Here is an 18,821-nt window from a genome sequence, read left to right as displayed (position 1 = left end):
TCCCTGCCTTACGCAATTGCAAGGGCGTCCCTTCCGGCCCCGTGCAGCCATGCCAGCCACCAACTCCTTCTATAAAGCGCTGGGTGAGCAGGATCAACGGAGATACACAGATGTACGCAGTTATCGTAACCGGCGGCAAGCAGTACAAGGTCGCCGAAGGCGAATTCCTGAAAATTGAAAAACTCGAAGTTCCGACTGGCGAAGCTGTCACTTTCGACCGCGTCCTGCTGATCGGCAACGGCGACGATGTGAAGATCGGCGCTCCGGTGGTTGATGGTGCCAAAGTGACCGCTGAAGTGGTTGCCCAGGGCCGCCACGATAAAGTGACCATCATCAAGTTCCGCCGTCGTAAGCATCACATGAAGCGTCAGGGCCACCGTCAGTGGTTCACTGAGGTCAAAATCACCGGTATTCAGGGCTAATCGGGCCTGAATCCCCTTATAGGAGTATTGAACTCATGGCACACAAAAAAGCTGGCGGTAGTACCCGCAACGGTCGCGATTCCGAAAGTAAACGCCTTGGCGTGAAGATGTATGGCGGCCAGGTCATCAAGGCCGGCAACATCATCGTTCGCCAGCGCGGCACCCAGTTCCACGCCGGTTACGGCGTAGGCATGGGCAAGGACCACACCCTGTTCGCGAAAGTCGAAGGCGTGGTCAAGTTCGAAGTGAAGGGCGCTTTTGGCCGTCGCTACGTGAGCGTCGTCGCGGCCTAATCGCGGCGTTGCTGGAAAAGCCCTGTCATGCGACGGGGCTTTTTTGTTTCTGTATCCTGTGAGGCTCTTGCAAAGAACTGCTCGGTACTCATTCAGTTTTCGCTGGGTTTTTTGCAAGACCCTTACGTTCCTAGTTTTCTAAGCCCGTCCTGCGACGGGAGGCGTTCCCATGAAATTCGTCGATGAAGTATCGATTTTTGTAAAGGCCGGAGACGGCGGTAACGGCATGATGAGCTTCCGGCGTGAGAAGTTCATCGAGAAGGGTGGTCCCAACGGGGGCGATGGTGGTGATGGCGGGTCGATATACCTGGAGGCCGACGAGAACCTCAACACGCTGGTGGACTATCGCTATACCCGCCGCTTCCATGCGCAGAATGGGCAGAAGGGTGGCAGTACCGATTGTACCGGTGCGAAGGGTGAGGATCTGATCCTGCCAGTGCCGGTCGGAACCACTGTCATCGACGCCGCCACTCAGGAAATCATGGGCGACCTGACCAAGGCTGGTCAGCGACTGCTGGTGGCGCAAGGTGGTTGGCACGGGCTGGGCAATACGCGCTTCAAGTCCAGCACCAACCGTGCGCCGCGGCAAACCACGCCGGGTAAGCCCGGTGATGCTCGCGATCTCAAGCTGGAGCTAAAGGTGCTGGCGGACGTCGGCCTGTTGGGCTTGCCGAACGCCGGCAAGAGCACTTTTATCCGCTCGGTTTCGGCAGCCAAGCCAAAGGTCGCCGATTATCCGTTCACCACGCTGGTGCCGAATCTCGGCGTGGTCAGTGTGGGGCGCTACAAGAGCTTTGTGATTGCTGATATTCCGGGGCTTATCGAGGGGGCGGCGGAGGGTGCTGGGCTGGGGATTCGTTTCCTCAAGCATCTGGCGCGCACCCGTCTGCTGCTGCATCTCGTGGACATGGCGCCGCCAGATGGGAGCGATCCGGCCGATGCGGCTGAAGTGATTCTGCGCGAGCTGGAGAAGTTCAGTCCGGCGCTGACGCAGCGCGACCGTTGGCTGGTGTTGAACAAGGCCGATCAGCTGCTTGAGGATGAGCGCGAGGAGCGGGTGCGGCAGGTGGTCGATCGGCTGGACTGGAAGGGGCCGGTATTCGTCATCTCGGCGCTGGAGAGCGAGGGTACCGAAGCGCTGAGCCAGGCGATCATGCGTTATCTCGATGAGCGTACGCTGCGCATTGCCGAGGAGCCGGAATATGCTGAGGCTCTGGCTGAGCTGGATCGCCAGATCGAAGACGAGGCGCGCGCGCGCCTGCAGGAGTTGGATGATCAGCGAGCGCTGCGTCGTGCAGGCGTCAAGGCGGTTGACGAGGTCGAGGAAGACGACTTCGACGATGACGACGACGATGAAGGTGGGGCGGAGATTTTCTACGTCCGTTGAGCTGATGGCGGCTGGGCAGGCGCGTCGTTCGGTGTGGCGAGTGGTCGGTGGGCTGGCCCGTGCGCAGCCCGTGCAGATGGTATTGGCCGGATAGAAGGCGGGACGATGCGGGACAAGGTGAGTGGTGCGCGGCGCTGGGTGGTGAAGATCGGTAGTGCGCTGCTGACCGCCGATGGGCGTGGGCTTGATCAGGCCGCGATGGCGGTCTGGGTCGATCAGATGGTCGCCTTGCGCGCGGCGGGGGTTGAGTTGGTGCTGGTCTCGTCGGGCGCGGTGGCGGCCGGTATGAGCCGGCTTGGCTGGAGTGCGCGGCCCAAGGCGGTGCACGAGCTGCAGGCGGCAGCAGCGGTGGGGCAGATGGGGCTCATCCGCGCCTGGGAGTCCAGTTTCGCGCGGCGCGACCAGCAGACGGCGCAGATCCTGGTTACCCACGACGACCTTTCCGATCGCAAGCGTTACCTCAATGCGCGCAGCACGTTGCGTACGCTGATCGATCTCGGTGTGGTGCCGGTCATAAACGAGAACGATACGGTCGTCACCGACGAGATTCGCTTTGGTGACAACGATACCCTTGCCGCGCTAGTGGCCAATCTGGTTGAGGCTGATCTATTGGTGATCCTGACCGATCGGGACGGCATGTTCGACGCCGATCCGCGGATCAATCCAGATGCCAATCTGATCAGCGAGGCGCGAGCCGATGATCCGGCGCTGGATGCCGTCGCGGGCGGTACCGGTGGTGCGCTGGGGCGCGGCGGCATGCAGACCAAGCTGCGCGCGGCACGCCTGGCTGCGCGCTCCGGTGCGCACACGGTCATCGTCGGCGGGCGTATCGAGCAGGTGCTGGCGCGGCTCAAGGCGGGCGAGCGCCTGGGCACATTGCTGGCGCCTGAGTGCAGTCGGCATGCGGCACGCAAGCAATGGCTGGCAGGTCATCTGCAGACGCGTGGCACGCTGACCCTGGATGACGGTGCTGTGCATGCGCTGCGCCAGGGGCATCGCAGCTTGCTGCCGGTTGGTGTGCGAGCAGTTCAAGGTGCGTTCCGCCGCGGCGAAATGGTGGTCTGCGTCGGTCCTCGGGGCGAAGAGGTCGCGCGAGGGCTGGTTAACTACAGCGCTGCAGAGGCCCAGCGGATTCTCGGTCGGCCGTCCGATGAGATCGAGAAGCTGCTTGGCTACGTCGATGAGCCGGAACTGATTCATCGCGACAACATGATTCTGGCTTGAGGTGATTATGCGTCTGGCGGTGATGGCATTGATGCTGGGATTGGCGACGCCACAGCTGGCGGCGGCCGAGGAGATCGGTGCCGTCGATACGGTGTTCAAGTGGCTCGGGCCGAACCACAAGATCGTCGTCGAGGCGTTCGATGACCCAAAAGTGGCGGGCGTGACTTGCTATCTGTCCAGGGCCAAGACCGGCGGCATCAAGGGCGGGCTTGGGTTGGCCGAGGATCGCGCCGAGGCTTCGATTGCTTGTCGTCAGGTGGGGCCGATTCGCTTCAGCGAGAAGCTCGAGGATGGTGAGGTGGTGTTCAAGGAGCGCACCTCGCTGGTGTTCAAGACCATGCAGGTGGTGCGTTTCTTCGATGAGGTGCGCAACACGCTGGTCTATCTCGTCTACAGCGATCGCATCATCGAGGGCAGTCCGCAGAATGCCGTAACAGCGATTCCGATTCTGCCCTGGTCAACCACTCCGTAAGTCGGTGCTGCAGATCGTTCTGTGCATAGGCGCGGTGCGGTGGCGAAATGACAGGCACAAAAAAACCGGCACTAGGCCGGTTTTTTCAAGAACCTGCAGGTTAGGCTGCAGCAGCTTCGCCGAGGGCCTTGATGTGGCCATTCAGGCGGCTCTTGTGACGAGCGGCTTTGTTCTTGTGGATGATGCCTTTGTCGGCCATGCGGTCGATGACCGGAACGGCTGCGGTGTAGGCTGCGCGGGCCTTGTCCAGGTCCTTGGCGTCGATGGCCTTGACCACATTCTTGATGTAGGTACGAACCATGGAGCGCAAGCTGGCGTTGTGGCTGCGACGCTTCTCAGCCTGAATTGCGCGTTTTTTGGCGGAAGGGCTGTTGGCCACCGTCGAACTCCTCGAAAACGTGGGGGATTGCAAAGCAAATAAGGCCGCGAATCATGCCGACGTGGCAGGCGCTTGTCAAGCCCGACTGGCTGATGCGAGATGCTGGTCGGACCGATGGGCTGCGGCTAAACTCGCCGGCTCATTTCGTGTCGTAACTGGCCATTGATACGCTCGGTGTGGTACGTCGAGCGATCAACCCCGCTGCAACTCTAGGAAGACAGATGTCCGAAAAAACCGGCAAGGGCGGATTATTGCGTTCCAGCGCGGTGGTCAGTGTCATGACCCTGTTGTCGCGCGTGCTGGGCATGGTACGCGATATGGTGGTAGCCAGCTACTTTGGCTCCGGGGCGGCGGCGGATGCCTTTTTCATTGCCTTCAAGATCCCCAATTTCCTGCGCCGGTTGTTTGCCGAGGGAGCCTTCGCTCAAGCGTTCGTGCCGGTGCTGTCGGAGTACCGCACCAAGCGCTCGCTGGCGGACGTCAAGCAGTTGGTGGATCGCACGGCCGGCATGCTGGGGCTCATTCTGGCAGGGCTGACCGCGCTGGGGGTGCTGTTTGCGCCCTATGTGGTGATGGTCTTCGCGCCGGGCTTTCATGACGATCCGGCAAAGATGCAACTGGCCGGCGAGCTGCTGCGCATCACCTTTCCCTATCTGATGCTGATCTCGCTGACGGCCTTCACCTCCGGTGTGCTCAACAGCTACGGCTATTTCGCTGTGCCCGGCTTCACGCCCGTGCTGCTCAACGTCTGCATGATCGCTTCGGCGGTATTGCTCACCCCTTATTTCGATCAGCCGATCATGGCGCTGGCCTGGGGCGTGTTCATCGCTGGCTTCGCCCAGCTGGCGTTTCAGCTGCCGTATGTCGCCAAACTGGGGCTGTTGCCCAGGCCGCGGGTCAAGCGAGGCGACGAGGGCGTGCGGCGCATCATGCTGCTGATGGTGCCGGCGCTGTTTGGCGTTTCGGTCAGTCAGATCAACCTGTTGCTCGATACCGTGCTGGCGTCCTTCCTGCAGACCGGTAGCGTGTCCTGGCTGTACTACGCCGACCGTCTATCGGAGTTGCCGTTGGGAGCGTTTGGTATCGCCATTGGGACGGTGATCCTGCCGAGCCTTTCGCGTCAGCATGCTGGTGATGATCCTAAGGCGTTTTCGTCCACCGTCGACTGGGCGCTACGCATGGTCTTGCTGGTGGGCGTGCCTGCGGCGCTTGCGTTGGGGATACTCGCTGAGCCGCTGATCGCCGGCCTGTTCTATTACGGCGCAATGACCGAGGAGGCGGTGGTCCAGTCTGCTCGTGCGCTGCAGGCATATTCGCTGGGGGTGCTGGCATTCATGCTGATCAAGGTTCTCGCGCCGGGATTCTTCGCGCGCCAGGATCTCAAGACGCCGGTACGCGTCGCGGTCATCTGCATGGTCGCGAATATGGTGATGAACCTGATCCTGATCTGGCCGCTCCAGCACGTCGGGCTGGCATTGGCGACCTCGCTGTCGTCGATGCTCAACGCCTTCTTGCTGTTCTGGGGGTTGTACAAAATCGGCGTGTATCGCCCGGGGTCGGGTTGGGGATTGTTCGCGTTGCGTCTTGCCGGCGGTTGCGTGGCGATGGTGGTGGCGGTGTGGTGGCTGAATGCGCCATCTGCCGAATGGTTCGTCTGGGGTTGGCAGCGGCGGGCACTGCAATTGGCGTTGCTGGTCTGCGGTGGGTTGGCCGCCTTCGTGGGTGGAATGCTGATGCTGGGTTTGCGGCCGCGGCACCTGAGGCACTGATCCATGCTGGCTGATCCGGCAAGCCTGTCCGCACGGCATGCCTCTGCGTATAATCGGCCACTTTTCAAGCAAGAAGTGCGGTATGCAGCTGGTTCGAGGTCTTCACAATCTGCGGCCCCGGCATCGGGGTTGCGTCGCCACCATCGGCAACTTCGACGGAGTGCACCGGGGCCATCAGGCGATCCTGGCGCGTCTGCGCGAGCGTGCGGCCGAGTTGGGGGTGCCCAGTTGCGTGGTGATTTTCGAGCCGCAGCCGCGTGAGTTCTTTGCGCCTGGCCAGGCGCCGGCACGCCTGACCCGCTTGCGCGAAAAGTTGAGTCTGCTCGCCGAGCAGGGCGTCGATCTGGTGCTGTGCCTGGCTTTCAATCGGCGGTTGCGTGAGCTGAGTGCCGCGGAATTCGTTCATGCTGCATTGGTGGAAGGGCTTGGGGTCCGGCATCTGGAGGTCGGTGACGATTTCCGTTTTGGTTGTGATCGCGCCGGCGACTTCAACTTCCTGCTCAAGGCCGGCGCGATGGAGGGGTTCTCCGTTGAGGCGGCGACCACCATCGAAGTGGGCGGCGAGCGCGTCAGCAGCAGTCGCTTGCGTCAGGTGCTGGCTGCGGGCGATTTGCCACTTGCTGAAGCGTTGCTGGGCAGGCCGTTTGCGCTAACCGGTCGAGTCGTTCACGGGCAGAAACTCGGGCGCCAATTGGGCGCGCCGACTGCCAATGTACAGCTCAAACGCCGTAACACTCCGCTTAGCGGGGTGTTTGTGGTCAGTGTCGAACTGGATGGCAAGCAATACCCCGGGGTTGCCAATATCGGCATGCGACCCTCGGTGCAAAGCGATGGCAAGCCGCATCTGGAGGTGCACTTGCTCGAGTTTAATGGCGACCTATATGGACGTCTGGTGCGCGTGACCTTCCATCGCAAGCTGCGCGATGAGCAGCGTTTCGCCTCGTTGGGGGCACTCAAGTCGGCGATCGATGCGGACATCTCCGCGGCCCGCAGCTACTGGCGGACTTCATCTTCTTTTACGAGTCAGGACTGAAATGACCGATTACAAAGCGACCCTCAATCTGCCGTCCACGGCATTTCCGATGAAGGCCGGTCTGCCACAGCGCGAGCCGGAGATTCTGCAGCGCTGGAACAGTATTGACCTGTATCGGAAGCTGCGGCAGATCGGCGAAGGTCGCCCGAAGTTCGTCCTGCACGATGGCCCGCCCTACGCCAACGGCAATATTCACATTGGTCACGCGGTGAACAAGGTGATCAAGGATATGATCGTCCGCTCGCGCACCCTGGCCGGCTTCGACGCGCCCTATGTGCCGGGCTGGGACTGTCACGGTCTGCCGATCGAGCACAAGGTCGAGACCACCTTCGGCAAGAATCAGCCAGCTGATCTGACCCGCGAGCGCTGCCGAGCCTACGCGGCCGAACAGATCGAAGGGCAAAAGGCCGACTTCATCCGCCTCGGCGTCCTGGGTGACTGGGACAACCCGTACAAGACCATGGACTTCGCCAATGAAGCGGGGGAAATCCGTGCTCTGGCCAAGCTGGTCGAGGGCGGATTCGTCTTCAAGGGCCTGAAGCCGGTGAACTGGTGCTTCGACTGCGGTTCGGCACTGGCCGAGGCGGAGGTTGAGTACCAGGACAAGAAATCCGATGCCATCGACGTTGCTTTCGAGGTAGAGGACGCCGACAAGCTGGCTGCTGCGTTCGGTCTGCCGAATCTGGCCAAGTCCGCCAGCATCGTGATCTGGACCACCACGCCCTGGACCATTCCGGCCAACCAGGCGCTCAACGTCCATCCCGAGTTCGTCTATGCGCTGGTCGACACTGGCGAGCGCCTGCTGGTGCTGGCTGAGGAGCTGGTCGAGTCCTGCCTGCAGCGCTACGGCCTGTCGGGTGAAACCATCGCTCGCTGCGAAGGCAAGGCGTTGGAGCTGATCCGCTTCCGCCATCCGTTCTACGAGCGCTTCGCGCCTGTGTATCTGGCCGAATATGTCGAAACTGGAGCAGGTACCGGCATCGTTCACTCGGCACCGGCCTACGGTGAGGACGACTTCCGCTCCTGCAAGCATTACGGCATGCAGAACGACGACATTCTTGGTCCGGTGCAGAGCAACGGTGTCTATGTCCCGGACCTGCCATTCTTCGGCGGCCAGTTCATCTGGAAGGCCAACCCGGCGATTGTCGAGAAGCTCGCCGAAGTCGGCGCGCTGCTCAAGCACGAGTCGATCCAGCACAGCTACATGCACTGCTGGCGGCACAAGACCCCGCTGATCTATCGCGCCACGGCGCAGTGGTTCGTCGGCATGGACAAAGTCGCCCACGACGGCAGCTCGTTGCGCCGCCGTGCGCTGGATGCCATCGAACAGACCGAGTTCGTCCCCGCCTGGGGCCAGGCACGCCTGCACGGCATGATCGCCGGTCGCCCCGACTGGTGCATCTCTCGCCAGCGCAACTGGGGCGTGCCGATCCCGTTCTTTCTGCACAAGGAAAGCGGCGAGCTGCACCCGCGCACCGTCGAACTGATGGAAGCTGTCGCCCTGCGGGTGGAGCAGGCAGGTATCGAAGCCTGGTTCAAGCTCGATCCGGCCGAATTGCTCGGTGATGAATCCTCGCAGTACGAGAAGATCAACGACACCCTGGACGTCTGGTTCGATTCCGGCACCACCCATTGGCATGTGATGCGCGGCTCGCACCCCATGGGTCACGAGCAGGGACCGCGCGCCGACCTCTACTTGGAAGGCTCCGACCAGCATCGAGGCTGGTTCCATTCCTCGCTGTTGACCGGCGCGGCCATCGACGGCCACGCCCCGTACAAGGGCCTGCTCACCCACGGCTTCACCGTGGACGAGAACGGCCGCAAGATGTCCAAGTCGCTCGGCAACGTGATTGCCCCGCAGGAGATCACTGACAGCATGGGCGCCGACATCCTGCGCCTGTGGGTCTCGGCCACCGACTATTCCGGCGAGATGGCGGTATCCAAGCAGATCCTGCAGCGCAGCGCCGATGCCTACCGGCGCATCCGCAACACGGCGCGCTTCCTGCTTTCCAATCTCGACGGCTTCGACCCGGCGCAGCACATGGTGCCGAACGATCAGCTGATCGCCCTGGACCGCTGGGCCATCGACCGCGCGCTGCTGCTGCAGCGCGAGATCGAGGAGGCCTATACCACCTACAAGTTCTGGAACGTCTACCAGAAGGTGCACAACTTCTGCGTACAGGAGCTGGGCGGCTTCTACCTGGACATCATCAAGGACCGTCAGTACACCACCGGCGTCGACAGCCTGCCGCGACGCTCCTGCCAGACCGCGCTGTACCACATCGCCGAGGCGCTGGTGCGCTGGATCGCGCCGATCCTGGCGTTCACCGCCGAAGAGATCTGGCAGTACCTGCCGGGCGAGCGTAACGAGTCGGTGATGCTCAACACTTGGTACACCGGCCTGATCGAGTTGCCACAGGACGCCGAGCTGGATCGCGCCTTCTGGGACAAGGTCATGGCAGTCAAGGCGGCGGTGAACAAGGAGCTGGAGAACCAGCGCAACGCCAAGGTCATCGGTGGCAACCTGCAGGCGGAAGTCACGCTGTATGCGGAAGACGCGCTGGCTGCGGAGTTGGCCAAGCTGGGTAACGAACTGCGCTTCGTGCTGATCACGTCTGCTGTCGATATCGCACCACTGGCTCAGGCGCCAGCCGAGGCCGTGGAAAGCGAGCTGCCCGGCCTTAAGCTTGTGGTCAACAAGACCGGATACAGCAAGTGCGGCCGCTGCTGGCACCACCTGGCGGACGTCGGCAGCCACGCCGAGCACCCGGAAATCTGTGGCCGCTGCGTGGAGAATATCGAAGGGGCTGGTGAGGTTCGTCACTATGCGTGATATGCGCCGGGCGGTCAGCGAGCCGGAGGCTGCGCAATGAGTGCGCGTTTCGGTCGGCTCGCCTGGCTGTGGCTCAGTGTGCTGGTGATCGCCTTCGATCAGGCGACCAAGCACTACTTTGAGGCCAGTTTCAGCCTGTACCAGAAGGTCGATGTAATTCCGGGCTATTTCGCCTGGACGCTGGCCTACAACACCGGGGCTGCGTTCAGCTTCCTCGCCGATCACAACGGCTGGCAGCGTTGGCTATTCGCGCTCATTGCCATCGGCGTGAGCGTCGTGCTGGTGGTCTGGCTCAAAAAGTTGAAGGCGAGCGAGACTTGGCTGGCGGTCGCGTTGGCGCTGGTGCTAGGCGGTGCGTTGGGCAATCTCTATGACCGCGTCGTGCTCGGCCATGTGGTCGATTTCATTCTGGTGCATTGGCAGAATCGCTGGTATTTCCCCGCGTTCAATATCGCCGACAGCGCTATCACCGTAGGCGCCGTGATGCTGGCGCTGGACATGTTCAAGGGCAACAAGACCGGAGAATCCGCACATGACTGAACAGCGCATTGGGCCGGACAAGGAAGTCACCCTGCATTTCGCGCTTGGCCTGGAAACGGGCGAGCTGGTCGACAGCACGTTCGACAGGAAGCCCGCAACCTTCAAGGTTGGTGACGGCAACCTGCTGCCGGGCTTCGAGCAGCAACTCTACGGCCTCAAGGCTGGCGACAAGCGCACTCTGCAGATCGCACCGGAGCAGGGCTTTGGCCAGATCAATCCACAGAATGTGCAGGTTATGCCGCGTAGTCAGTTCGAGGGGATGGAGCTCTCCGAGGGCTTGATGGTGAGCTTTCAGGATGCTGCGCGCGCCGAGTTGCCGGGCGTGGTGAAGGCGTTCGACGAAAAACAGGTCACCGTCGACTTCAATCACCCGCTGGCTGGCAAGACCCTGACTTTCAAAGTCGAAATCATCGACGTCAAGCCGGTGTAACCGGCTCGCAGCTGGCGGAGGCACTCGTTTCCGCTAGCTGGTGAAAGGGCGTCCGAGAATGCCCACGTGTATCGCGTTACACTTTCCCGTCATCAAGCCTTCGCGTGCCGAGACTCACCATGCAAATCAAACTCGCCAACCCTCGCGGCTTCTGCGCGGGTGTAGATCGCGCCATCGAAATCGTCAACCGCGCTCTGGAAGTCTTCGGCCCGCCGATCTATGTGCGTCATGAGGTCGTGCATAACAAGTTCGTCGTCGAAGACCTGCGTGCGCGCGGTGCGATTTTCGTCGAGGAGCTGGACCAGGTGCCGGACGATGTCATCGTGATCTTCAGCGCGCACGGCGTCTCCCAGGCCGTGCGCCAGGAAGCGGAGCAGCGAGGGTTGAAAGTGTTCGACGCGACCTGCCCGCTGGTCACCAAGGTGCACCTGGAAGTCGCCAAGTACAGCCGTGAAGGGCGCGAGTGCATTCTCATCGGCCACCAGGGCCATCCGGAAGTGGAAGGCACCATGGGGCAATACGATGCGCGCAATGGCGGGGAGATCTACCTCGTCGAGGATGAAAGGGACGTCGCCCAGCTGCAAGTACGCAATCCTGAAGCACTGGCATTCGTCACCCAGACTACGCTTTCGATGGACGATACCAGTCGGGTCATCGATGCCCTGCGCAGCAAGTTCCCAAGCATAGGTGGACCGCGCAAGGACGACATCTGCTACGCCACGCAGAATCGCCAGGACGCAGTAAAGCAACTGGCCAATGAGTGCGATGTGGTGCTGGTAGTCGGTAGCCCTAACAGTTCCAACTCCAACCGTCTGCGTGAACTGGCAGAGCGCATGAGCACCCCTGCCTATTTGATCGACGGAGCCGAGGATCTAAAACGCGAGTGGTTCGAGAACATCGAGCGCATCGGCATTACTGCTGGCGCATCAGCCCCGGAAGTCCTAGTCCGCGGGGTGATCGACCGGCTCAAGGAGTGGGGAGCTAGCGGCATGGACGAGCTGGAGGGACGGCCGGAGAACGTGACCTTCTCGATGCCGAAAGAATTGAGGGTGAAGACCGTTTAATGCGCTAAGCGCTTCGCTGTGATATCGCTAAGCAGCGAAGCGTGGGTATTTCAGTTCCAGCAAGGGAGCCCGGCAATGCCGGATGCCCTTGTTCTGGATCTGGTGTTGGGTTACTTCCAGCACGCCTCGACGCTCTTACCAGCCCCGCTGCGGCCTTTTACGCCCCGCGCGTTGAGGGTCAGGTTGCCACAGGCGGCGTCACCGAACTGCTGTGTCGCAGTTAGTGTGTAGCCGCCATCGTTTGCCACTGTGCCCACGGCCAGGGTGTACTTTCCATTGTCCGAGGTGACGGTGGTGCCGTTGGTTCCTCGCAGCCCCAATTTTGCGATATCCGCGGCCGCCGTTATATAGCTATTGTTCTGGGCGAAAAAACGTTCTTGACTTGCCGCAGCATCGTTCAGCAAGGCATGCCCCTCGCTACGGTTGCTTCGTTGCACGTACTCGGTGTAGTTGGGATAGGCAATCGCCGCAAGTATTCCGAGGATGCCTACAACTATCATCAGCTCGATCAGCGTGAAGCCGTTAGCCCTCGACATCATGGCCGTTCTCCTTGTTCTACAGCACGTACCGTTTCTGGATAAAGATAGATCGATTCAATGATTGAGTGCGGCGATGCTTCGATCCCACTGAAGCCGATCAGATAGCCTGGTTTCAACTGGAGGATCGCGGGTGTTCCGTTAAGCATCGTATTGTTGGGGAGTGCGTAGATAACTTCCTGAACGACGATCAGGTTCCTGCCAAGCTGCACATCGTCGATGCTGCCAACTCCCTCGAAGGACGCTGAATGGGCGGTGCCGGCGAGCAGTCCTGCGGACAGCGCTATTAGTGGTCGGAAAAATTTGTTGTAGTTCACAGCTGTTACTCCACTATTGGGCGCCAGCTCTGGCGGCCTAGGCTGGATGGATCCGGATACACCTGCTTGCACTCAAGGCCTGTGCACAGTTGGTATTTGCTATCCGGGTTCTGGCCAAGCGTCAGGCCGCCTTCGCCATCCTGGCGTACAGCTGATATGACCGTGTCGGGGTTATTGGCACTGCGGTGATCGACGAACGCGTGGTGCAGCGTACGTCCGCCATTCTGCGGATTTATCGCGTAGGTCCAAGTTTCGACGCCTGACGCGCAAGGATCAGCGTTGGGTACCAAGGTTTGGAAGAACAATGTCCGGCCAAGGGTGACCATGTTCTCGATAACCATTTCGCTGCTCAATTGTAGGTCGAAGTACCAACCATATTTGTGGCCGTCATTGTCTGTCCACTGTGGGTTGGTCGGGGTTGGGGGAATTGCCCACTTGACAGCGTTCTGCGACAGCAGGCGAGCCTCGCGTCCGGTAACCTCGGCTTCGAGCACCGCATTCATTGTCTGTGCCTGGAGATCATTTCGAGCCAAGCTAGCGGGTTGCAGTGCGCCGTCTGGATCGAGGGTGTCGGTGTCCCAGATGCCATAGATGCTCTGCTTGACCGAGGAGCCATCCTTGTCACCTTCTTCGAAAAACTTGCCGGTACCGAACACGATCAGGTAACCGTGCAGCGTGGGGTGACGGATGATTGACGGCGCCGCGGTAATGGGTTGGCGAGTGTTACTTTCACTTATCGCGTTGAATAGCGGCTTGTTCGAATAGGAGACCTTGAAGCCGCTTTCTGCCGCGGTGGTTTCATTGTCCTGCCGGGTGTAAGGCGCCTCCATGTCTTCAGGCGTGAGGTTGAAGCGCCATAGATTGCCCTGCAGATCGCCTGCATAGGCAAAGTCGGCCACGCCGTCGGCGTTGAAGTCGGCCAACTTTGGCGTCGACAAACCGTTGGCCACGCCATTGGTACCAGTGACCTCGAGGCTTTTGGTCAACTCGCCGGTTGCCATGTCGATGATCAGCAGGGCAGCCTTGCCATTGTCCTTGTTGTCGCTCTCATAGCCGTTCCCTGTGACCACCGCCCATTTGCCGTTATGCAGCCTGGCGACGGTTGGTTGCGGAAAGCTGTAGCCCAGGCGGACATCATTGGTGTCGGGAATTGCACTGTCATGGAACTCCCACAAAAGCTTGATGCTGTCAGGGTCGGTTACATCCAGAGCAAACAAGCCCTTTCCACCGGCACGCAGGCTTCCAACCAGCACAGTTCGCCATTCACCGTCCAGAAAAACGTCGGCAACCACGGGAGAGCCATCGACGTAGAACTGGTGGTGGGCGCCTTGGTAGCTTTTGCCCGTGAGCTCATGGAGCTTCGGGAAGACTGCCGTTGGAACGAACGCGAACGTCTCCTGGCCTGTCGTTGCATCGAAGCCATGCAACATCCCGTCGTTGGCGCCTACATAGACGCGTGGTGCCCTTTCCCGCTTAGCTTCAACGAAGTCGGAGTAATCTCCGCCAGGATGCAATCTTTCTGCATAGCTGGTTAGGTAGCGAGCGCCGCGCACTGTTACCGGCTTCGACGCAATCATGTCGCCGAGAACTGTGTAGCGCTTACGAAAAAGTGTGTCCTCCAAGGACCGGTCGCCGCGCAAAAAGTCCAGACGCAGCTGCGCATTAGCGCTGTCCGTTTCCAGCGTGTCGCCATCGTCAGGGTCCTGACGCAGGTAATAAGCGAGCGTGCCAGGGGTGCCGGCATCGCCTGCATGGCTCCAGCTGAACTCCGTAAGGCCATCCGTATCGCCCAGTGTGCCGCCAGTCGGTGCTGCAATCATGATGTTGCGATTGGTTCCCAGACTGGCAAGCTTTTCACGAGCACTCCATTTTTCCGTGGTGGTCACGTCGAAAAGGCCGGTGACTGTATTGTAGGTCTTTGCTTTCAGATAGCCTTTTATATCTCCCGCCCAGCTTTCGTTACTGGAATAGGAGGTCTGGTAGGCATAACTCACCAGCCCGCCTGTGCCGTCGTCCTGCATGCCTGAGTTGATGGCGGGGCTAGCGGCCGAAGAGGTACGATCACCAATACGGCTGAGGATGGTGGCAAAGGCTGCAACCAGACTGTCAGGTGAATCGGCACTGAAGAACTCGCCGCGCGAGTTGATCGCGGCATGCCAGAGATCGTAGACGTTGTCCGGATCGTCATCGCCGACCCAGGGCCAGCGCTTGCCGTTGGTCGCCATGTTCATCAGTTCATCATGGTTGGCGAACGTTGAACCTCCCCAGGTTGGCGCGCTGCTCAGTTGTAGCGAGTTGGTGAGTCCCAGGCCTACGGTGAAGTTGACCATGTGTTGCCAGTCGGCTGGATCGTAACGGGGGTCCTTGCTGTCCGCACCTTCTGGTAAATAAGGGGGCACCTTGTTCGCCAAGCCGGAGCGCAAGTCGGTCGCCCAATAGTGGTAAGCCCAGTCAGCAAGGGTATTGGCTTGATCATCCTTGTACGGGTAGTCGAGGCTCCCATCATGATTGGTACTCCCACTAGGCCGGCCATTCCACATGCCGTCCGTCATGAGAATGTGATAGCTGGCACGGCAGGCATACTCGCTACCGTCATCGTCCCTGTACGCCTTGGTATTGTTTTGCAGAAATCCACCGGCACGTTTCAGTGCGTTATGCAGGGGCGTGCCGCCCGATTGTGGAAGAGCACCCAGCCAATTGAAGAAGTTGACGCGATGCTGGTCGGAAAAAGCCTTGATTGTGTTGTTACTGCAGTTCCCAGTGGTACTTCCAGTGCCGATATAACAGGTATTCAGCGCGCCCCAAGTCAGGCGCACGTTATTGGGTAGCGAATAAAACGCCAGGTTTGCTGCCGAGCGTGTGGCGAGGTTCCGCGTGCGATAGAACGAATACCAGATGGCGAAATTGGTTTGTTGGCTTGCGTCTACGTCAGTGTATGTATAGCAGTCATTACTATTGGATGGGTTCTTTTCTGGGCAGCTGGCACTGATGGTGTACTGGAAATAATGCGCGGGAGCGTATCCGTTACTGCAGACGCCTGCGGGAAATATTCCTGTGCCACATGTGCTAATAAAGTTTGTTCCACTTCCTTGCGCTCGGAAATATTTGGAAAGGTCGACTTTCGTACTGCTAGTGCTGTAACCATTCTGAGGGGCGTTAGTGAAAGTGGGTGTGGGGTAGTCGGTTACAATAACCTCGCCGTCGACCATTCTGACCTGTTTGGGAACTCGATAGTTGGTCGCTGGATCGTAGTACATGGAGTTGAACGAATTGGATCGCCAAGCCCTTCTGCCAAGATTGGTTGATGTGGCGATCCCGTCGGGCGCGTAGGCCCACGCCATACTTCCCGAGTCATCCAGCGTTACAAGCAGGTTAGGGGCGACGCCTTCAGTGAGTGAGAGTGGCTGTTGCGATACGGCAGCAAGAAGGCTGAGCGGTGCGCTGAAAACGGCAATTCCAAGTGTCGTTGCGGTCAACAACTTTGCGGCAGTGAAATAGTATTGGCTCATGTCCGTTTCCCTTAATTGTTCAGGCCGACATAGACGTTTGCAGTCGTTGACTGCAGCGTCAGTCGGTCATCAGCCTGTCCGTTGACCTGATAGAAATAAGTGCCGCGGCCTTCCATGACCGCTCCGTACTCGACATTCAGAGCGGTTGCGTCGTCTTCACCGACAGTGATCAGATGAGTGTTCCAATAAGCATCTAAATCGGTCTCGGTGACGTTGTCGTTGCCGGCTTCCCTTCCGCGGTAAGGCATCCAGGTAACGAAGTCGGTATCGCCTGCGGCCGTGGTGTCCGCCCCGGTCTTGTTTTCCGCCGAACTGTTCTTGAGAAAGCCGAGCGGATCTAGCATGAAGCTGAGGCGGTCCGCCTGGTCAACAATGGCGAGCAAGCAGGGGCGGTTGGCGCCGTTGATTTGCAGGACGTTGCTCTTTTGGCAATTAATTTCACTAGGTTCAAGTTTGTCTCGCAGATACCCCGGGCCGTAGAATCGGAACTCTGCTTCGCGCAGTGCCGCATCGGCCGCACTTTGCAGTCGCAGGCTTTCTGCTCGGTTGCCGGTTATTCGGGATTCGAGTACCACACCACGCATGCTGGATACAGCCAGCACTGTCAGAATCAGTAGCATGACCAAGGCAACAAGCAGGGTTGCGCCACGCTCACGCGAGCGGGAAAAAGTTCTCATGGCATCAGGTTCCTGATTGTCTGGGTTCCATTCGCTACTTGGTAAATGCGGCTTTTATCTCCCTCGGCAAGACGCGCTTTGGTGGTGGCATCCGCGGAGTCATACCAGTTGCTGTAGATCAGTGATTCACCATCGCGCTGATTCTCCCGGCTGGCTAGCAGCATCGAATAGCGCACCGCTCGGATAGGTCCGTCGTTCTCGCTCCAGGTAGCTGAACTGACAAAACGACCGCTGCCCTCGGTCAGCTTCTTCTCCAACAGATCAGCGCCCCCTACACCGAATTCGAGACGAAAATCAGCTACACCTGTAAGTAGTTCCACATAACTTGGGTTGTCGGCGGTTAGGTTGCTGCACTCGAGAGTACCCGCGTCTAAGTTCTGGGGCTCGGTGCCGGGAACGTATTTGATTGCTAACACTATGAGACTGCTTGCCGGAGCAGCTTTGAAGGCTGTCGTATCGGTGAAAGCGGGGCTGGCATTGCCTTGGCAATCTAGCTCGCCGCTGAAAACGGGCTGATAGCGGAGACAGATACCCAGCCCATCGTTTGTCGCTGATAGCGCACTCCCTTCGCCGAACTGCTTGCATCCGGCATAAGTCTTCTCTGGAAACGCATCTTCGATGAGTTGATCGGGTGCACGACGATAACCAGCCTTGGCCAGATACTCGTTGAGCATCAGTGCAGCGAAGCGGCTGTTCTCTTGATTTCCCGCCTGGCTTTGCTGAAAGAGGTGAGTGCGCTTGTTATCCAGATAAATCTGGCTGATGCCGAGAAGCAAGAAGCTGCTAATGGCAAGGGCCACCAGGAGTTCAATCATGGATAGCCCGTGCTGCCAATACGTGCTCATCTTTCTCATAGTTCTACCCGAGTTCTGTAGATGCAGGTGGTATCGTTGGGAGCTCTGTCGTCGGGGCAGGTGCCGGCCTTGACCGCCCAAGCCAGTTGGATCTCCAGCATGGAGCCCTTGTCGTTACAGGTGCCGGGAGTTGAGCTGCGACAGATATAGAAAGAGTTTTCGAAGAGATCGGCCGCACCTGGCAGCATTGCTTGCGCTGTTGCGACCCAGCAGTCGCGCATTTCGAGTGCGCTTTTCGGATTGGCAACGCAATCTTCCGGGGCGGTGGTGAAATTGATTCCTGCCTTCTTGTAGAAGGGGGAGTTGTCTTTGAAGCCACTGTAGAAGGGGGCCGTCGGCGGTGCGTTTTCGAACAGTTCGTCGGGATTGGCTCGAATGATTTCGACGAAGTCGCCGGCAAGCATCACTGCTGCGTTTCTTTGCACCGAGTCTTGCGTGTACTGAAGACTGCGCCCTTGCATTGCCACCATGCCGAGAATGCCGATTGTGGTGAGCACCAAGGTGACCATCACTTCGATCAGGCTAAAGCCTTTACTATGTCTCATGTCTTTCCTCACGGTGTGCAACTCGTCAATGCGCTTCCATCAATCTTCTTGCCGCGGGGGTGCATTCGTGCTGCACCGCTGGCCTGGACCTCAACGACGAAGCCAGTGTCTGGATTGTCATCCAGGCACAAGGTAATAACGGCGGCGGTGGATGTGCCGTTGGGGCGATAGGTCACCTCTGTTACGTCTGCAAGCATCTGAGCCTGGGCAGGGATGTGCTCCAGTTGGCGCTCATCGCCGCCAACATTAAGAATCCACGGTCCGTCGTCATCAACGGTAATTACGGCAGTGGAACGTCGTGTTACTGCCTCCCCCCGGGCGTACTGCAGCAGGCTCATGAGGTCGTCGGCCTTGCTCTGCAGGCGGGTTTTCTGAATAAAGAACGTAAAGTTGGGGACCGCGATGGTGACCACGATGGTCAGTAGTGCCAAGGTAATCATCAGTTCGATCAAGCTGAATCCATGCATGTCGTTACGGCGAGACATGGTGCACTCCATTAAAATATTTGAGCGGATAATGGATTCGATACGCTGCGGT

At 59.4% G+C, this 18,821-nt stretch carries 19 protein-coding genes; 11 read left to right on the top strand and 8 right to left on the bottom strand.

Annotated elements, in window-relative coordinates; all coding sequences use genetic code 11:
* Positions 1–110 precede the first annotated feature (110 nt).
* The 5 genes from rplU (at position 111) to N8H22_RS00605 (ending at position 3,798) form a co-directional block, all read left to right on the top strand.
* Positions 111–422: a 50S ribosomal protein L21 gene (gene rplU / locus N8H22_RS00625; RefSeq protein WP_264588703.1), complete on the top strand. Its 312-nt coding sequence runs from the start codon at positions 111–113 to the stop codon at positions 420–422.
* A 35-nt stretch (positions 423–457) separates the two neighbouring features.
* Entirely contained in the window at positions 458–715 is a 258-nt protein-coding gene (gene rpmA / locus N8H22_RS00620) for a 50S ribosomal protein L27 (RefSeq protein ID WP_120996743.1), read from the top strand.
* 169 nt (positions 716–884) lie between these two features.
* Positions 885–2,102, top strand: a complete 1,218-nt coding sequence (gene cgtA, locus N8H22_RS00615; RefSeq protein WP_264588702.1) for an Obg family GTPase CgtA — start codon at positions 885–887, stop codon at positions 2,100–2,102.
* Between the two features lie 105 nt (positions 2,103–2,207).
* On the top strand, positions 2,208–3,326 hold the full coding sequence (gene proB, locus N8H22_RS00610) for a glutamate 5-kinase (RefSeq protein WP_264588701.1): 1,119 nt from the start codon (positions 2,208–2,210) through the stop codon (positions 3,324–3,326).
* Positions 3,327–3,333: 7 nt separating this feature from the next.
* Positions 3,334–3,798 (top strand): CreA family protein, encoded by a 465-nt coding sequence (locus N8H22_RS00605; protein WP_264588700.1) that lies wholly within the window; start codon positions 3,334–3,336, stop codon positions 3,796–3,798.
* Positions 3,799–3,898: 100 nt separating this feature from the next.
* Here N8H22_RS00605 and rpsT read toward each other — a convergent pair whose 3' ends face one another.
* A complete protein-coding gene (gene rpsT / locus N8H22_RS00600; RefSeq protein ID WP_003288018.1) occupies positions 3,899–4,177 on the bottom strand; it encodes a 30S ribosomal protein S20 in 279 nt (92 codons plus the stop codon).
* 221 nt (positions 4,178–4,398) lie between these two features.
* On the opposite strand from rpsT, the gene murJ reads away from it, so the two are divergent.
* The 6 genes from murJ (at position 4,399) to ispH (ending at position 11,846) form a co-directional block, all read left to right on the top strand.
* Positions 4,399–5,946, top strand: a complete 1,548-nt coding sequence (gene murJ / locus N8H22_RS00595; RefSeq protein ID WP_264588699.1) for a murein biosynthesis integral membrane protein MurJ — start codon at positions 4,399–4,401, stop codon at positions 5,944–5,946.
* 82 nt (positions 5,947–6,028) lie between these two features.
* A complete protein-coding gene (gene ribF, locus N8H22_RS00590) occupies positions 6,029–6,979 on the top strand; it encodes a bifunctional riboflavin kinase/FAD synthetase (RefSeq protein WP_264588698.1) in 951 nt (316 codons plus the stop codon).
* Between the two features lies 1 nt (position 6,980).
* Positions 6,981–9,812 carry an isoleucine--tRNA ligase gene (gene ileS / locus N8H22_RS00585; RefSeq protein ID WP_264588697.1) on the top strand — a complete coding sequence of 944 codons (2,832 nt, stop codon included), beginning with the start codon at positions 6,981–6,983 and terminating at the stop codon, positions 9,810–9,812.
* A 36-nt stretch (positions 9,813–9,848) separates the two neighbouring features.
* On the top strand, positions 9,849–10,352 hold the full coding sequence (lspA, locus tag N8H22_RS00580) for a signal peptidase II (protein WP_264588696.1): 504 nt from the start codon (positions 9,849–9,851) through the stop codon (positions 10,350–10,352).
* Positions 10,345–10,782, top strand: coding sequence for a peptidylprolyl isomerase (locus tag N8H22_RS00575; RefSeq protein ID WP_264588695.1), 438 nt, complete (start codon positions 10,345–10,347; stop codon positions 10,780–10,782). The genes lspA and N8H22_RS00575 overlap by 8 nt, the downstream gene beginning before the upstream one ends.
* A gap of 119 nt (positions 10,783–10,901) precedes the next feature.
* Entirely contained in the window at positions 10,902–11,846 is a 945-nt protein-coding gene (gene ispH / locus N8H22_RS00570) for a 4-hydroxy-3-methylbut-2-enyl diphosphate reductase (protein ID WP_264588694.1), read from the top strand.
* Between the two features lie 110 nt (positions 11,847–11,956).
* Here the strand turns inward: ispH and N8H22_RS00565 are convergent, their stop codons facing one another.
* Genes N8H22_RS00565 through N8H22_RS00535 form a run of 7 tightly spaced genes read right to left on the bottom strand, consistent with a single transcriptional unit; the run spans position 11,957 to position 18,769 of the window.
* Positions 11,957–12,385, bottom strand: a complete 429-nt coding sequence (locus N8H22_RS00565; protein ID WP_272890660.1) for a type IV pilin protein — start codon at positions 12,383–12,385, stop codon at positions 11,957–11,959.
* Complete coding sequence (locus tag N8H22_RS00560; protein ID WP_264588693.1) at positions 12,382–12,699, bottom strand: PilY2 family type 4a fimbrial biogenesis protein; 318 nt, start codon at positions 12,697–12,699, stop codon at positions 12,382–12,384. The genes N8H22_RS00565 and N8H22_RS00560 overlap by 4 nt, the downstream gene beginning before the upstream one ends.
* 5 nt (positions 12,700–12,704) lie before the next feature.
* On the bottom strand, positions 12,705–16,208 hold the full coding sequence (locus N8H22_RS00555) for a PilC/PilY family type IV pilus protein (RefSeq protein ID WP_264588692.1): 3,504 nt from the start codon (positions 16,206–16,208) through the stop codon (positions 12,705–12,707).
* 11 nt (positions 16,209–16,219) lie between these two features.
* The gene (locus N8H22_RS00550) at positions 16,220–16,885 is read right to left on the bottom strand and encodes a PilX N-terminal domain-containing pilus assembly protein (RefSeq protein ID WP_264588691.1); all 666 of its coding nucleotides are present in this window, start codon (positions 16,883–16,885) and stop codon (positions 16,220–16,222) included.
* The gene (locus N8H22_RS00545; RefSeq protein WP_264588690.1) at positions 16,882–17,730 is read right to left on the bottom strand and encodes a prepilin-type N-terminal cleavage/methylation domain-containing protein; all 849 of its coding nucleotides are present in this window, start codon (positions 17,728–17,730) and stop codon (positions 16,882–16,884) included. Before N8H22_RS00545 ends, N8H22_RS00550 begins: the two co-directional genes overlap by 4 nt.
* A 5-nt stretch (positions 17,731–17,735) precedes the next feature.
* A complete protein-coding gene (gene pilV / locus N8H22_RS00540) occupies positions 17,736–18,284 on the bottom strand; it encodes a type IV pilus modification protein PilV (protein WP_264588689.1) in 549 nt (182 codons plus the stop codon).
* Between the two features lie 8 nt (positions 18,285–18,292).
* Positions 18,293–18,769 (bottom strand): GspH/FimT family pseudopilin, encoded by a 477-nt coding sequence (locus tag N8H22_RS00535; RefSeq protein ID WP_264588688.1) that lies wholly within the window; start codon positions 18,767–18,769, stop codon positions 18,293–18,295.
* Between the last annotated feature and the right edge of the window lie 52 nt (positions 18,770–18,821).

The organism is Stutzerimonas sp. S1, assembly GCF_025966695.1.
GTDB lineage: Bacteria > Pseudomonadota > Gammaproteobacteria > Pseudomonadales > Pseudomonadaceae > Stutzerimonas.
Note: the sequence above shows the minus strand (reverse complement) of the source record. Positions and strands in the feature narration are given on the sequence as shown.